The organism is Methanomassiliicoccales archaeon LGM-RCC1 (assembly GCA_030168575.1).
In the GTDB taxonomy this organism is placed as follows: domain Archaea; phylum Thermoplasmatota; class Thermoplasmata; order Methanomassiliicoccales; family Methanomethylophilaceae; genus Methanoprimaticola.
Genome location: CP115555.1, coordinates 186,604 through 201,201 on the forward strand (window position 1 = coordinate 186,604; position 14,598 = coordinate 201,201).

The window sequence follows — 14,598 nt, forward strand, 5'->3', positions numbered from 1 at the left end:
TTCACTGACCTCCTTCTACAACTGCTTTCCTAATCAATGACTTACCGAGAGTGAATGCGTAGAAGTATCCGAGCGGGTCCTTGACTTCCGACATGATCTTCACGATCTCGCTCTCTCCGATGATTCCGTCGTCCTCGCGGATGGGGAACATCGAAGCGATAGCTGTGAACACACTTGCTCCGTGCTCCTGGACATCGGATGTGGGTCCGTAGCATCCACGGCAGGGCTGGCCTACCTTGGTGCACCTTGCACCGCATCCACCGACTGTTGCGGGTCCGAGGCACAGGATTCCCTGGTCCATCAGGCACACGTCGGGCTTGACATCGATCTCGTGGGGCTCGTAGATGTGCTCGATTCTGAGGTTCTCCTTCTTCCTGGGGCACTCCTCGCACAGGGTCTTGGTAGTGACTCCGATCTCGGTTCCCTTGGGCGGGAGGGGAACTCCCCTGTAAGCAAAGTCCGCGACTGCCTTGAGCAGGACGCTGATGGACTCCTGGAGGGGAGGACATCGGGGGACGTAGTAGTCGACGTCGATGACCTGGTCGAGTGTCTTGACTGTGTCGTAGAACACAGGCAGAGTGAGCTCTCCCTCAGGTGCCTGGTATGAGGTCTGGGGGACAACGGGTGCACCGGCGTGGTAATCCGCCTGGAAGTTGGCTGTCGTGGGAGTCTTCTGGTAGACGTACTCCAGAATCTCCTTTCCCTCTCCGGGGACGAGGTTTGCAAGGGCGGGGCTTCCACCGAAGCATGCACAGGTTCCGTATGAGACAACGACCTTGGACTTCTTCCTCAGAAGCTTGACCATGTGCTCGTTCTCGGAATTCCTTACTGCTCCGGAGATGATGGAGACGAGAATCTCTCCGTCTTCCATTGCCTCGATGTCCTTCTCCTTTCCGTCGGCTGCGATAGGCCACATTACGATGTCTGCCATGTCACCGATGGTGAGGATCCTCTCGTTTGTGTCGAGGAGTGAAACGTCGCATCCTCCACAGGCTGCTGCCCAGTAGATAGCGAGCTTGAACTTTCCTCCTGGAGGTGCTCCGGGGAGAAGCTCTCCAAGGTCTGCTGCCTGGAGTCCGATGGGCTCCTTGGGTCCGTCTGCGACAGGTGCAGCTGCTGCCTTGGGTGCCGCGGCTGCCTTTGCTGCCTTAGGCTCCTCTTTCTTCTCTCCCTTCTTGAATAACTTATCGAAGAATCCCATATCAGTTCGCCTCCTCTTTCTTGAGCGGTGTGGGTCCGAGCTGCTTGATCACATCGACGAAGTCGACGATTGTCTTCTGGAATTTCTCTCCCTCTGATGCGGAGACCCACTCAAGTTTGAGTCTCTTGGGGTCGAAACCGTACTGCTCGAGGACCATCCTCAGCAGAGCAATTCTTCTCCTGGCCCTGTAGTTACCGCCGATGTAGTGGCAGTCTGCAGGGTGGCATCCGAGCACCATGACTCCGTCTGCTCCCTTGGAGAAGGCCCTGAGAACGAACTCGGGGTCGACACGTGCGGAGCACATTGTCCTGATGATACGGAAGTTTGTGGGCATCTGAAGCCTTGCGACTCCAGCTCCGTCTGCACCGGCGTATGAACACCAGTTGCAGCAGAATGTTACAATCCTTGGCTCAAAGTCTGCCATTTCACTGACCTCCTACGGGGAAATCGAGACATGCGTCGATCTCAGCGCAGATCTGCTTGTTCCTGAATCCTCTCTGCTCCATCGCACCTGCAGGACAGGACGCGACACAGCTTCCGCATCCCTTACAGAGACCGGCGTTGACGAAACTCTTGAAGGCTCCGTTGGGCTGCTCGACGAGCGAGATGGCGTTGTAATCACAGCATCCTACACAGACACCGCAACCGTCACAGCGGTCGGGGTTGGAGGTAGCTACGATACCCTCGGAAATGTACTTGGACTTGGAGATGACGGTCAGCATCCTGGAGGCTGCTCCGGATGCCTGAGCGATACACTCGTCCATGAACTTGGGCCAGTGTGCGGTTCCTGCAACGTATACTCCCTCAGTTGCGAAGTCGACGGGCCTCAGTTTCTGATGGGCCTCGAAGTAGTAACCGTCCTTGGAGATGGGGACCTTGACCATCTTGGCGAGCTCCTCCTTCTCCTCCCTGAGGGGTGCGATACCGGTAGCGAGCACCAGGGTGTCGACGGGGACGTCGAGATCCTCTCCGAGTGTTGCGTCGTATGCGTTGATGTAGGTTCCGTTGTACTTGGGCAGCTCGTCCTCGACGGGGTACCTAAGGAACCTGACTCCCAGCTGGCATGCCTTCAGGTACATCTCCTCACGGAATCCGTATGTCCTGATGTCCTTGTGGATGATGGTGACATTCGCTGTGGGGTCCTTCAACTTGATCTTGATCGCGTTGCAGAGCATGGAAGCGCAGCAGACACGTGAACAGTACTTGACCTTGTCGTTCCTGGATCCGATACAGCTGACGAATACAACGTCCTTTCCGTTGAAGTCTCCGGATTCGAGTTTCTTCTCGAGTGCGATCTGGGTTGTGACCTTCTCATCGTTTCCGAATCCGTACTCTGTGGGCTGGTACTGGGCAGCTCCGACGGCGAAGAGGACTCCTCCGACGGGGTACTTGGTACCGTCGCTGAGCTGGAGCTCAAAGTTACCCTTGAATCCGGGGATGTCCTTAACGGTAACACCGGTGTGGACTGTGATGAGCTTCTCGTTCTGCACTTTCTTGATTGTCTCTGCGAGGTAATCCTTAACGGAAACTCCATCCTCCTTGAAGTTGAAGTTGCGTGCGAATCCTCCGAGTTCCTTCTCCCTCTCGACGAGGTGGACAGGGAATCCCTGTGCGGCGATGTCGAGTGCAGCGTTCATTCCGGTGATTCCTCCTCCGATGATGGCTGCTGCCTGGGTGACGGGGATCTCGGATCCCTCGAGAGGCTCGAGCAGGCATGCCTTTGCGATGGCCATCCTCAGAAGGTCCTTTGCCTTTGCGGTTGCCTCGTCGTGGGCGTGCATGTGGATCCACGAGCACTGGTCACGGATGTTGGCCATGTTGAACAGGTACTTGTTCAGTCCTCCGTTCCTGCATGCCTCCCTGAAGAGGGGCTCGTGTGTCCTGGGGGTACAGGATGCGACGACGACTCTGTTGAGGTCGTGCTCCTTGATTGCTGTGGAAATCGCATCCAGACAGTCCTGTGCACATGCATACTGTGACTCGCTGGAGATGACGACTCCGGGAAGTGTCTTCGCGTACTCTGTGACGGCGGGGACATCAACGACTGATCCGATGTTGATACCGCAGTGGCAGACCCATACTCCGACCCTGGGCTCGATACCGATGACTTCCTTCTCCTCGGGGTAGACTTTGGGAGCGCAGGGCTCGAAGTTCTTGCCGACGATCCATGCTCCGGCCTTTGCGGAGGATCCGCATGCCTCGGCGACAGATGTGGGGATGTCCTTGGGTGCCGCGAAGGCTCCGGTTACGAAGATACCGGGCCTGGTTGTCTCGAGGGGGTGGAAGACCGTGGTCTTACAGAATCCGTACTCGTTGAGCTCGATTCCAAGTGTCTGGGCGAACTCCTCGGCTCCCTCGGGGGGTGTGAGACCGATTGAGAGGACTGCCATGTCGAACTCCTCTGTTACACCATCGTTGTTGTCGTCGGTGTAGCTGATGAGCAGCTTCTTTGTCTCGGGGTCCTCCTCGATGTTGGAGACACGTGCACCGCGGTGCATGTTGATTCCGTACTCCTTCTGGCCTCTCTCGATGTAGGCCTCGAACTCCTTTCCGTAGGACCTGATGTCCATGAAGAAGATGTCCTCCTGGAGATCTCCGTGCTCCTTTGTGATCATTGCCTGCTTTGTCGCGTACATACAGCAGACGGAAGAACAGTACTTCTTCCATCCCTTCTTCTGGGACCTGGATCCGCAGCACTGGATGTAGGCGATCTTCTTGGGTGCCTCTCCGTTGGAGGGGCAGACGATGTGACCCCTGTGAGGTCCGGATGCGCACATGATCCTCTCGTACTCGATGGCGGTGACGACGTTTGCGAACCTGCCGTATCCGTACTCGCTGGCGATGTGTGCGTCCCATACCTTGAATCCGATCGCAGAAATGATGGATCCGACTTCAAGTGTGATGAGCTCATCCTTGTCATCGTAGTGGATTGCGCCCTTTCCACAAGCCTTGGCGCAGTTTCCACATTTGTCTTTGTTGATCTTCATGCAAACGCTGGCGTCGATAACTGCAACCCTGGGCACAGCCTGTGCGTGGGGGATGTAGATTGCCTTCCTTGTTGTGAGCCCGAACTCGTACTTGTCGGGGATGTTCTTAACAGGACACTTTGCAAGACAGTCTCCACAGCCGGTACACTCGTTGGGGTTGACGTACCTGGCCTTCTTGAGGACAGTCACCTTGAAATCTCCTGCCTTACCCTCGACCTTCTGAACCTCGTGGTAGGTCAGAACGTCAATGTTGGGATGTCCGTTACAATCCGCCATTTTAGGCGAGAGGATACATGCGGAACAATCATTCGTAGGGAATGTCTTGTCGAGACGGCACATGATTCCACCGATTGTGGGGTCTTTCTCCACAAGGTAGACATGAATGTCCCTGTCTGCAAGATCAAGCGATGCTTGAATACCCGCAATTCCTCCTCCGATAACCAATGCCGATTTTGTCAAATCATTGCCTCCCGTATAAGGAATAATTAAGGCATGAATTATTGGTATATTAAGGGCTTTTACGAAAGCAATAAATATTCTTAATAATTATTACAAAGACCGTCGAAGTCGATTTTTGATTAAAATCAAAATATTGCTAAAAATTAATTGTTATTTCATGTGCCAGCATTTCTTTTATTGACATTAATTTATCTCATCCTTTATGATAATGCTACCAAATTTTTAGTTAAATTTTGAATTTTAATTCGTATTTAGGCGAAGTAAAATTATATCTTCATATTAAGTGACGTTAAAATAATTTTTAAATAGTGCGGAAATGGGGATTTTTTGCGTACAATTTTTGTCTGGCTATCAGATTGATGATGGATACATAATTCATCCATCTAAAGACCTAAAATTGTTTAGGTAGAGCTAAAAAACAATAGGAAAACAACGAATATCGACCGTGGTGGCGACAGCGAGAAAGATGTTAAGAAAGAGGACGTTGTACCCTGGTCCATGGTCGTGAAAGCCGTCCGCGGAAGAAGGCGCTACATCGTCTACACAGTACCGGAATCCGCAGGGAGATCCGATGTCCTCTCAGCATTGTCAAGCTTAGAGACATCCATGCCCGATCTCCGCGTCATCACTAGCTTCGGAGGCAAGGCTGTAGTTAGATGCAACCCCTCTGAGAAGGAGGCCGTGACGGAGGCCATGAAGGCAGCCTATCCGGGGTGCGAATCCCTCATCACATCAGGAACTCTCAGGAAGATACGTGAGGAGTATCCCGAACTTAAGGTCTCCCAGAAGAAGAAACGCTGAACCTTCCTACCTCTTCCTTTTATAATACTTTAAGAATGCTCCCGCGTAAAGAAAAAAGGAGCAGCAATTATGCAACCCGGACAAATGGCTTATGACAGGGGGATCACAGTTTTCTCCCCTGACGGAAGACTTTTCCAAGTAGAGTACGCCCGTGAGGCCGTGAAGAAAGGTTCCACGACCATCGGACTAAAGTACAAAGGCGGAGTGGCCCTCATCGTCGACAAGAGATCGATGAGCAAACTCCTGGAGCCTAAATCCACCGAGAAGATCCACGATATCGATGACTACATCGGATGTGCGACTTCTGGACTCGTTGCGGACGCTAGGGTGCTGGTCGATCAGGCCAGGCATGAGGCCCAGGTCCACAGGGTCAGCTACGGCGAGAACATCTCCGTCGAGATGCTCGTCAAGAAGGTTTGCGATTACAAGCAGCAGTTCACCCAGTACGGCGGGGCACGTCCCTTCGGAACAGCCCTCCTGGTAGCTGGAACGGATGACCTCGGAGTACACCTCTTCGAGACCGACCCCTCCGGAGCACTTGTCGCATACAAGGCGACAGGAATCGGAAGCGGACGCCCCGCAGTCATGGACGTATTCGAGAAGGAATACAAGGACGACATGACCGCCAATGCGGCACTGAAGCTCGGACTGAAGGCGTTGGAGGCAGCCATCGAGGAGAAGCCCAGCGCCGAGACCACAGAGATCGGTGTTGCCGAGGTCGGAAAGAGGTTCAGGAGACTGACCGAATCCGAGATCGAGGCACTGCTGAAGAAATCCAAGGAAAAGGCCTGAGGCAGGAACATGGTCAGCCTTGATGACGCGATCACAGCGAAGCTTGAGAGTCACGGAGAGACATTCGAGATCCTCCTGGACCCCAAGGTATTCGACCTGATCAAACAGGGAAAGTCCTTCGACATCGTCGACTACATGGCAGTGGAGGAGGTCTTCAAGAACGCAAGCAAGGGGACCAAGCAGGCAGAGGACAAACTGAAGGAGGCCTTCGGGACAGAGGACGTCGCGGAGATCGCGAGCAAGATCGTCGAGAAGGGTGAGATTCAAATCACGGCCGAACAGCGCAAGGAGATGCTGGAGGCCAAGAAGCAACAGATAATCACCTACATCGCCGCAAATGCGATCAACCCGCAGACAAAGACTCCCCACCCACCGTTGAGGATACAGCTGGCGCTGGAGGAGGCCAAGTTCCACGTGGACCCCTTCAAACCGCTGGACAAGGAGATCGACGAGGCTATGAAACTCCTCAGACCTCTCCTTCCCATAAGGTTCGAGAAATCCCATATCGCCATCAAACTGGACGGTGCCGATTACGGACGCTGCTTCGATGACATCATCAGCTACGGTATCGTCGAGAAGGAAGAATGGACCGCTGACGGTTCATGGATAGGCGTCATGGAGATACCTGCAGGCCTGATAACAGAGATCACGGACAAGCTCAAGCACAAGACGAAGGGCTCTGCATCCGTGAAATTGATTAATTGACATTCGCGAGAGTGATAAAATGGAAAAAAGAAACGCCAGACAGACACGTCAGATCGTCGTGCCCGGTGACATCCTCGACGGAACGGGGATGAGGCCCGGAGAGAACGCATACGTGCTGGACGGCAAGGTTCGCGCCAGCGTTATGGGAGTAAGGAATGTCTTCCAGAACACTGTCGGAGTCATTCCCCTCAGGGGAGGATACATGCCCACATCCGGCGACACCGTCTTCGGAGTCATCGTGGACATCGGACCCTCCAACTGGTTGGTGGATATCGGTGCACCTTACCCTGCACCGCTGCATGTGAGCGAAGTACCCTGGAAGGTCGAGTTCGGAGACACATCCAGGTTCCTGACCATCGGGAACGTTGTGCTCCTGAAGGTGCTCGCAGTGGACGAGAGTAAGAAGATCTCCGTCACGATGAAGGATTCGGGACTGAGGAAGATCGAGGGCGGAAGGCTCGTGAAGATCTCCCACACCAAGGTCTCCAGGGTCATCGGCAAGAGCGGATCTATGATCTCCATGCTGAAGAACATGACCGACTGCCGTATCACCGTCGGACAGAACGGATGGATATGGGTGGACGGCGAGGATGAGGAAGCTGACGTGGCAGTCGAGGCGATCAAGATGATCGAGGACCTCGCCCAGAGCAGCAACCTGACTGACAGGATTAAAGAATTTATCGAGAAGAAGATCCCTCAGGACGAGGAATATGATGAGGGGGATGAGTGACCATGAGCGGACACACAGATATGGTATTAGTTGACGATAACGGCCTCAGGATCGACGGAAGGACCGCCGACCAGCACAGGCCCTTCAAGATTGAGGCAGGAGTCCTCAACAATGCGGACGGGTCCGCATACGTGGAGATTGGAAAGAACAAGGTCCTTGCAGCGGTCTACGGACCCAGGGAATGCCACCCCAGGCACCTGCAGGACCCTACGAAGGCCATCGTGCAGTGCAAGTACAACATGCAGTCCTTCTCTGTCAGCGACAGGAAGAGGCCCGGACCGGACAGAAGGTCCATCGAGATTTCCAAGATCATCTCCGAGGCACTGGAGAAGGTCGTCCTCACAGAGCTCTACCCCCGTGCATCCATCGATGTCTTCATCGAGATCCTGCAGGCTAACGCAGGAACAAGGTGCGCAGGACTCACAGCGGCATCCGTCGCACTCGCTGACGCAGGTATCCCCATGAGGGACATCGTCCCTGCACTGGCATGCGGAAAGGCTGACGGACACGTCCTCCTGGACCTCAACAAGGAGGAGGACAACTACGGACAGGCGGATGTGCCCATCGCGATCATCCCCTCCACTGACGAGATCGTTCTCCTGCAGATGGACGGAAACATGACACGCGAGGAGTTCGACCACGGAATCAAGATGGCCGTAGCAGGCTGCCACGAGCTCCACGAGCTCCAGGTGGACGCACTGAAGAGACGCTACTCCAAGAACGCAGAGGAGGCATCCGAATGACCGAGATGATGTCCGAGATCAAGCGCGACCACATGATGAAGCTCATCGCCGACGGCAAGAGGCTGGACGGACGCGGAGTCACCGACGTCCGTGACATCAGCATCGTCACCGATGTCATCGAGAGCGCAGACGGATCCGCAAGGATCAAGATGGGAAAGACCGAGGTCATCGCCGGAGTCAAGATCATCCCCGGAACACCGTTCCCTGACACCCCCAACATCGGAGTGCTCACGACCGGTGCCGAGCTTATCCCCATGGCACACCCCACATTCGAGTCCGGACCGCCCGGAGAGGATGCGATCGAGCTCGCCCGTGTCGTCGACCGCGGTATCCGTGAGTCAGGCATGGTCGATGTCGAGGCACTGTGCATCGTACCCGGAGAAGAGGTCTGGATGTGCTTCGTCGACATATACGCCCTCGACTATGACGGCAACCTGTTCGACGCTGCCAACCTGGCTGCGGTATGCGCACTCAAGTCGGCTACCATCCCGGGAGAGCAGTACGGAAAGGGAGAGAACAAGCCCCTGCCCATCACATGCACCCCCATATCCATCACTGAGGTCAAAATAGGTAATACTTTAATAGTAGACCCTAATTTCGACGAAGAGCAGATTTCAACCGCCCGTCTGACGGTTACGACCGACGACATCGGCAACTTCAGAGCCATGCAGAAAGGCGGATGCGGATCGATCACACTCGACGAACTCAGCCTCTGTCTCGACAGGGCTGTTGAGAAGGGTGCTGAGATCAGGAAACTCATCGGGTGAAACCTATGTCAAAGAGAACAGAGAAGGCAGGAAGTTCCGGAAGGTTCGGAGCAAGGTACGGAGTTATCGTACGCAACAGGATCAAGACCATCGAGGCCCAGCAGAAGGGAAAGCACGAGTGCCCCGTCTGCCACCACATGAACGTGAAGAGGGTCAGCTCCGGTATTTGGTACTGCAGCCGCTGCGAGACAAAGTTCGCAGCCGCAGCATACAGCCCCGACACAAAGAAGGACATCTCGCAGGTCTCAGAGCAGTGAGACGATCTGAACGGTGATTACAATGAGCGCAGGCGAATACAGATGTGCTAAGTGTAACGAGCCCCAGAACGTCAACTCCCTCGGACTCCAGTGCGAGAAGTGCGGATACCAGATCTTCTTGAAGGACAGGCCTGTCGACAAGAAGGTCTACAGCACCGATTGAGATGATCGAGGCCGATCTCAGGCTGACCGGCGGAATAGCGTCGGTCACAGTCCCCACGATCTCCCCCGAGGCAGGGAGGGAACTCCCCCGCACGGAGACCGAAGTGGAACTGAAGGGTGACGAGGCCCTGATACACATCAGGGCCACGGACACCACAGCCATGAGGGCGGCGGTCAACTCGTATCTCGAGTGCGTACGCGTGATAGAAGACATAGGAAATCTGACAAAGGTGAACCAATGAACGGAATAAGCCCACAGCTTCAGAACCAGATCACCCAGTTCCAGCAGGTGCAGCAGCAACTCCAGGCGGTCACATCGCAGAAGATGCAGATGGATGCCAACAGGCGCGAGCTCGTGAAGACCAAGGACGAACTGGAGAAGTCCACGGGAACGGTCTACAGGACCTCCGGTGCCTTCATGATCAAGGTCGACGACGTGGAGTCCCTCAAATCCGAGCTCGACGAGTCCATCGAGACTCTCGAGGTCAGGATCGGATCCCTGGAGCGCCAGGAGACCTCTCTCAAGGAGAAGTACACCTCGCTGCAGGAGGCCATCAACAAGGCCATGGGAACCGCCCAAGAGTAAACCCGATAACAATTTCATCCCGGAATCGATCATTCCGGGATATTTTTCTTATAACATCACTATAATTATTCGTGCATGACAGATGCACTCGTCCTTACGGATGTCCGTAAGACGTATGGTCAGAGGGAAGCCGTGCACGGCGTCTCGCTGACGGTTAAGGAAGGAGAGGTGTTCGGTCTGATCGGCCACAACGGTGCCGGTAAGACCACCATCCTCAGGATGATATCAACCATCCTCAAGATCACCTCCGGGACAATCCAGGTCTATGGAAAAGACGTCACCAAGGAGTCCGACGACGTCAGGGAGCTCATCAGCTACTTGCCCGAGGACGCCGGGGCGTACAAGGACATGACCGGCAGGAGATACCTCACGTTCATAGCGGAATTCTTCGTCTCCGGAAAGGAGAGGGACGAGATGGTGGAGAAGGGCATCGCCCTCGCCGATCTCGGTGACAAGATCGACTACAGGATCGACACCTACAGCAAGGGAATGATGCGCAGACTCCTCATCGCTAGGGCGATCATGACATCCCCCAGGCTCGCCATATTGGACGAGGTGACATCCGGACTGGATGTCATCAACGCCTACGAGATCAGGGAGGTCATAAGGAAGATCTCCAAGAGCGGTGTGACCATCATCATGTCATCTCACAACATGTTCGAAGTTGACATGCTGTGCGACAGGGTTGGTATGATCGATCAGGGGAACCTGATCGAGGTCGGAACCCCTGAAGAGCTCAAGCAGAAATACGGAAAGGACAACCTCGAAGAGGTGTTCGTAGCGGCGGTGAAAGGAGCATGAGCGACCTATCCAACATTGTAAGGAAAGAGGTCAAGGAACTCCTCACGCCCGGATCCGTGGCTTCCGTGATCATCATGATGGTCCTCTTCGCAGGACTGGGCGGACTCATAGGTGAAGAGGTGCAGAAGAGCGCCGTGCTGCCCACCATAGGCATAGCGAACTACGAGGACCAGTACATCGAGACGGAATACGGCTCATGGGATGCATACGATTTTCTGATCAGCTTCTACCTCAGCAGCGGCGATAAGAGGATCACCCCATCTAACGTCGAGGACTTCGTCATCAAGATGGATAAGGGCAACATCCTAGAACAGATGGAATCCACAGGAGCCTCAGTGGTCCTGGTCCTTGGTGATGATTTCAAGAAGAACATAGAGGACAGCATGGATGCGGCCACATCCGGCGAGGGAGGACCCTACGAGAAGGGAGACATCTACCAGTACTACCTCTACCAGCCCTCGGGAATGATCGGAGGTACCGTGTCCTCGACCACCACGTCGTACATCGTCCAATACATGAACAGCAGCCTCTCGTCCTTCCTCATGCTCGGAGAGGATGCAGGATTCATCAACTTCCTGAAGACCCCTGTGAACGGATCGCATACCGTCACCTACATCAACGGAGAGCCTTACGAGGACGTCACTCCCTCCGACATCAGCGAGGCGTTGACAGGTCAGACCATGTTCATCCCGATGATCATCATGATCATCATCATGATGGTGGGAAGCATCGTCATAAGCTCCATGGGATCCGAGAAGGAGAACAAGACTCTGGAGACGCTGCTGACCCTGCCGATCAGCAGGACCACCATAGTCACCGGTAAGATCATCGCAGCAGCGGCTGTCGGACTGATATTCGGATTGGCCTACATGGTCGGCATGGGGCTTTACATCGGTTCGGTCACAGCGATGGCCGTGGGCGGCAGCGGAATAGACATAGGGTCGTTCGGTCTGGCGCTCGGACTCACCGATTATGCGCTGATAGGACTGTCCATGTTCCTCTCGATCGCATGCGCATTGGGAATATGCATGATCCTCGGAGCGTTTGCGAAGAACTACAAATCGGCGCAGACGATGACCATGCCTCTTAGCATCCTTGCCATCATCCCCATGTTCATCACGATGTTCTCAGGATGGTACGGCTCCAACATCATCATCAAAGCTGTGCTGTTCGTCATACCTTTCAGCCACCCCATGATGGCTCCGGAGGCACTGCTCAACGGTGACATGACGTTGGTGCTGGCAGGTCTGGTTTACATGGCGGTGTTCGCATTGGTGTCGATATTCATCACCGTCAGGCTGTACAAGTCCGATATCCTCATCACAGGACTCGGGCAGAACAAGTACGTGGAAAAGCTAACCGGACGCAACAAGCGCCCTTCGAAGCGCTGAACCTATAACGGGCCGACCGAGGCCATCGGTCGGCCCCTCTTCTGATAATCCCCCAGTTTTTTATCTGCTATCTGTATGCCCACGCATGTTCGGGGATATCGCGGACAAGCTCAAAGGGAAGAGGAAGGTCATCCTGGTCCACGGCAATGCGGATATGGATGCTATAGGCTCCGCTTATGCTCTGAAGAGGGCTTTCCCCGAGGCGGACATCTTCGCCGGTAACGGCATCGACAGGATCAGTAGGCTTGTCGTCGAGAAGATGGACGTGCCCATTCTGGAATCTTGCGACATATCGAGATACGATCAGGTCGTCATCGTCGATACCTCGTCCCCGGAACAGCTTGAGACCGAGGTTGAGATCCCCAAGGATGCCATCATCATAGATCACCACGTCCCCACCGGGAAATGGGACGGGTACAACTTCTACTGCGATGACAAGAGGACGTCCTGCTGCGAGATAATCAAAGAGATCCTCGATGAGAGCAACACCCCGATAGACCGTGACATGGCCCTCATGCTGATCGGCGGAATGATAACGGACAGCGGACATTTCCAATTCGCCAAACCGGGGCTCTTGGAGGCCTTTGCGGACCTCATGAGGCGCTGCAACATCGACATGGACGAGGCCTACAACTTCACAGTGGCTCCGGTCAGCATGTCCGAGAAGATCGCCATGCTCAAGGCCATCGAAAGGACCAAGTTCGACCGTGTAGGGAACTACATCGTCGCCACCGCGTACGGAGGGAGCTTCGAGGCATCATCCTGCAGGGCGATCATGAACGCCGGGGCGGATGTGGTCTTCGTCGGATCTCAGAGGGATGATACCTTCAGGATAAGCTCCAGAGCTACCCAGGAGGTCGTCCGCAAGGGACTGCACCTCGGGGAGATCGTTCAGGGTATCGGCAAGGAGCCGGTCACCGACGGCGGGGGACACGGCGGAGCGGCAGGACTCTCCGGGATCGGGGATGTCGAGGCCATGCTGTTCATCTGTATGAAAAGAACAATGGAGGTCTTCAGGGATTTGAAGACCAAAGACCTCCTTGAGAAAGAGTTGTGATCCTCACCTGAGTTTGGTGAGTCCCTCGAGGACCTTGGCGAGTGCCTCACGGTTCTCAGGGTGTGCTGCAAAGTATTCCGCTACAGGCTCCAGAGTCTTGGCCATTCCGTCGGTTACTCCGGTCTTGAGGTCGAAGGGCGAGAGCTTCTTGTCGAAGTATGCCTGCTCCAGCTCCTCGTAGGAGTTGTATGTGACGGGTCCGCCGTACTGCTCGGGGCGGTCAACGAACAGGGATCCGTTCCTGGGGATGATGATGTACTTGCACAGCATGAGGACGGGGTTGACCTCCTCGTTGCCCTCAGCGTCGAGCTTGTCCATGGGGCAGTACGCCTTCTTCATCTTCTTCGCAATGTCGTCCCTGTTGTCGTGGATCGTGATGTTGCCCTCGGGCTTGGACTTGGACATCTTGTTCTCGATGGGATCCATCCTGTTGCCTCCCTTGAGTCCGGGGAGCAGCGGTGTGTGCAATGCTACGGGCTTCTTCCATCCGAGCTTATCGGCGGCATCCCTGGCGAGCATGTGAGCCCTCCTCTGGTCGATACCGGCGTAAGCGACGTCGCAGTTCAGGAAGAATATGTCTGTGGCCTGGAGGATGGGGTACAGCACCTTGGATGCGTCGACCTCTGCCTCGTCCTCGGACCTTCCCATGATCGTCATGGCCCTCTTGACCCTTGAGAGCGATGTGACCTTCGCGACCTTGATGACCTTCTCCCAGTACTCGATCTCCGAGCACAGGTCGCTGGCGTACTTGAATTCGACCTTGTCCTTGGGGACACCGAGCGCGATGAAACAGTCCTGCATGTATCTGGCGCAGGTCCTGATGTTCTCGATGTCTCCGCCGAGCTTGTCATTGATGTACGCATGCCAATCTGCCCAGAAGATGGTGACCTTGAAACCTGCGTCGCAGAGATCCCTGATCTTCTGCGCGACGAGAACCCAGCCTAAGTGGACCGTTCCTGAAGGTTCGAATCCGATATAGGCCGTGGGCTCCTCTTTCTCCGTGAGGAGAGCACGGAGTTCCTCTTCGGTCACGAGCTCTTCGGTGTTCCTTGTCACCAAGGCCAGCCTTTCGTCTACATTCATGAATATCAAAGGTGGCAACGGTCCGCTTATATTAAGCGTTGGCGGGACACAGTGTGTACCGAATCAGTCAGCATGA

Annotated in this window: 17 protein-coding genes; 13 read left to right on the forward strand and 4 right to left on the reverse strand. The window is 54.9% G+C overall.

What is annotated here, in order from left to right; all coding sequences use genetic code 11:
* Window position 1 precedes the first annotated feature (1 nt).
* The 3 genes from PED39_00800 to PED39_00810 are packed head-to-tail and all read right to left on the reverse strand — an operon-like array spanning window position 2 to window position 4,647.
* Complete coding sequence (locus PED39_00800; protein WII07761.1) at window positions 2-1,201, reverse strand: oxidoreductase; 1,200 nt, start codon at window positions 1,199-1,201, stop codon at window positions 2-4.
* A 1-nt stretch (window position 1,202) separates the two neighbouring features.
* On the reverse strand, window positions 1,203-1,625 hold the full coding sequence (locus tag PED39_00805) for a hydrogenase iron-sulfur subunit (protein WII07762.1): 423 nt from the start codon (window positions 1,623-1,625) through the stop codon (window positions 1,203-1,205).
* A 1-nt stretch (window position 1,626) separates the two neighbouring features.
* Window positions 1,627-4,647: an FAD-dependent oxidoreductase gene (locus PED39_00810; protein ID WII07763.1), complete on the reverse strand. Its 3,021-nt coding sequence runs from the start codon at window positions 4,645-4,647 to the stop codon at window positions 1,627-1,629.
* Window positions 4,648-5,145: 498 nt separating this feature from the next.
* Between PED39_00810 and PED39_00815 the strand changes: the two genes are divergently transcribed.
* From PED39_00815 to PED39_00875, 13 genes are all read left to right on the forward strand, one after another.
* Window positions 5,146-5,448, forward strand: coding sequence for a hypothetical protein (locus PED39_00815; protein WII07764.1), 303 nt, complete (start codon window positions 5,146-5,148; stop codon window positions 5,446-5,448).
* Window positions 5,449-5,517: 69 nt separating this feature from the next.
* Window positions 5,518-6,240 carry an archaeal proteasome endopeptidase complex subunit alpha gene (psmA, locus tag PED39_00820; GenBank protein ID WII07765.1) on the forward strand — a complete coding sequence of 241 codons (723 nt, stop codon included), beginning with the start codon at window positions 5,518-5,520 and terminating at the stop codon, window positions 6,238-6,240.
* 9 nt (window positions 6,241-6,249) lie between these two features.
* On the forward strand, window positions 6,250-6,945 hold the full coding sequence (locus tag PED39_00825) for a ribosome assembly factor SBDS (protein WII07766.1): 696 nt from the start codon (window positions 6,250-6,252) through the stop codon (window positions 6,943-6,945).
* A gap of 19 nt (window positions 6,946-6,964) precedes the next feature.
* Window positions 6,965-7,675 (forward strand): exosome complex RNA-binding protein Rrp4, encoded by a 711-nt coding sequence (gene rrp4, locus PED39_00830; GenBank protein WII07767.1) that lies wholly within the window; start codon window positions 6,965-6,967, stop codon window positions 7,673-7,675.
* 2 nt (window positions 7,676-7,677) lie between these two features.
* Window positions 7,678-8,418 carry an exosome complex exonuclease Rrp41 gene (gene rrp41 / locus PED39_00835; protein ID WII07768.1) on the forward strand — a complete coding sequence of 247 codons (741 nt, stop codon included), beginning with the start codon at window positions 7,678-7,680 and terminating at the stop codon, window positions 8,416-8,418.
* On the forward strand, window positions 8,415-9,185 hold the full coding sequence (rrp42, locus tag PED39_00840; protein ID WII07769.1) for an exosome complex protein Rrp42: 771 nt from the start codon (window positions 8,415-8,417) through the stop codon (window positions 9,183-9,185). The genes rrp41 and rrp42 overlap by 4 nt, the downstream gene beginning before the upstream one ends.
* Window positions 9,186-9,190: 5 nt before the next feature.
* Window positions 9,191-9,442: a 50S ribosomal protein L37ae gene (locus PED39_00845; protein WII07770.1), complete on the forward strand. Its 252-nt coding sequence runs from the start codon at window positions 9,191-9,193 to the stop codon at window positions 9,440-9,442.
* Between the two features lie 22 nt (window positions 9,443-9,464).
* Window positions 9,465-9,605, forward strand: a complete 141-nt coding sequence (locus PED39_00850) for a DNA-directed RNA polymerase subunit P (GenBank protein WII07771.1) — start codon at window positions 9,465-9,467, stop codon at window positions 9,603-9,605.
* Between the two features lies 1 nt (window position 9,606).
* On the forward strand, window positions 9,607-9,846 hold the full coding sequence (locus PED39_00855) for a KEOPS complex subunit Pcc1 (protein ID WII07772.1): 240 nt from the start codon (window positions 9,607-9,609) through the stop codon (window positions 9,844-9,846).
* On the forward strand, window positions 9,843-10,190 hold the full coding sequence (locus PED39_00860; GenBank protein WII07773.1) for a prefoldin subunit beta: 348 nt from the start codon (window positions 9,843-9,845) through the stop codon (window positions 10,188-10,190). The genes PED39_00855 and PED39_00860 overlap by 4 nt, the downstream gene beginning before the upstream one ends.
* A 75-nt stretch (window positions 10,191-10,265) precedes the next feature.
* The gene (locus PED39_00865; GenBank protein ID WII07774.1) at window positions 10,266-10,991 is read left to right on the forward strand and encodes an ABC transporter ATP-binding protein; all 726 of its coding nucleotides are present in this window, start codon (window positions 10,266-10,268) and stop codon (window positions 10,989-10,991) included.
* Window positions 10,988-12,382, forward strand: a complete 1,395-nt coding sequence (locus PED39_00870; protein WII07775.1) for an ABC transporter permease — start codon at window positions 10,988-10,990, stop codon at window positions 12,380-12,382. The genes PED39_00865 and PED39_00870 overlap by 4 nt, the downstream gene beginning before the upstream one ends.
* Window positions 12,383-12,467: 85 nt before the next feature.
* On the forward strand, window positions 12,468-13,439 hold the full coding sequence (locus PED39_00875) for a DHH family phosphoesterase (protein ID WII07776.1): 972 nt from the start codon (window positions 12,468-12,470) through the stop codon (window positions 13,437-13,439).
* A gap of 3 nt (window positions 13,440-13,442) precedes the next feature.
* On the opposite strand, the gene PED39_00880 is transcribed toward PED39_00875, so the two are convergent.
* Entirely contained in the window at window positions 13,443-14,522 is a 1,080-nt protein-coding gene (locus PED39_00880) for a tyrosine--tRNA ligase (protein WII07777.1), read from the reverse strand.
* Window positions 14,523-14,598: the final 76 nt, after the last annotated feature.

Coding starts and splice junctions, on each gene's coding strand:
- PED39_00800 (WII07761.1), bottom strand. CDS start 1,201: ATGGGATTCTTCGATAAGTTATTCAAGAAGGGAGAGAAGAAAGAGGAG.
- PED39_00805 (WII07762.1), bottom strand. CDS start 1,625: ATGGCAGACTTTGAGCCAAGGATTGTAACATTCTGCTGCAACTGGTGT.
- PED39_00815 (WII07764.1), top strand. CDS start 5,146: ATGGTCGTGAAAGCCGTCCGCGGAAGAAGGCGCTACATCGTCTACACA.
- psmA (WII07765.1), top strand. CDS start 5,518: ATGCAACCCGGACAAATGGCTTATGACAGGGGGATCACAGTTTTCTCC.
- PED39_00825 (WII07766.1), top strand. CDS start 6,250: ATGGTCAGCCTTGATGACGCGATCACAGCGAAGCTTGAGAGTCACGGA.
- rrp4 (WII07767.1), top strand. CDS start 6,965: ATGGAAAAAAGAAACGCCAGACAGACACGTCAGATCGTCGTGCCCGGT.
- rrp41 (WII07768.1), top strand. CDS start 7,678: ATGAGCGGACACACAGATATGGTATTAGTTGACGATAACGGCCTCAGG.
- rrp42 (WII07769.1), top strand. CDS start 8,415: ATGACCGAGATGATGTCCGAGATCAAGCGCGACCACATGATGAAGCTC.
- PED39_00845 (WII07770.1), top strand. CDS start 9,191: ATGTCAAAGAGAACAGAGAAGGCAGGAAGTTCCGGAAGGTTCGGAGCA.
- PED39_00850 (WII07771.1), top strand. CDS start 9,465: ATGAGCGCAGGCGAATACAGATGTGCTAAGTGTAACGAGCCCCAGAAC.
- PED39_00855 (WII07772.1), top strand. CDS start 9,607: ATGATCGAGGCCGATCTCAGGCTGACCGGCGGAATAGCGTCGGTCACA.
- PED39_00860 (WII07773.1), top strand. CDS start 9,843: ATGAACGGAATAAGCCCACAGCTTCAGAACCAGATCACCCAGTTCCAG.
- PED39_00865 (WII07774.1), top strand. CDS start 10,266: ATGACAGATGCACTCGTCCTTACGGATGTCCGTAAGACGTATGGTCAG.
- PED39_00870 (WII07775.1), top strand. CDS start 10,988: ATGAGCGACCTATCCAACATTGTAAGGAAAGAGGTCAAGGAACTCCTC.
- PED39_00875 (WII07776.1), top strand. CDS start 12,468: ATGTTCGGGGATATCGCGGACAAGCTCAAAGGGAAGAGGAAGGTCATC.
- PED39_00880 (WII07777.1), bottom strand. CDS start 14,522: ATGAATGTAGACGAAAGGCTGGCCTTGGTGACAAGGAACACCGAAGAG.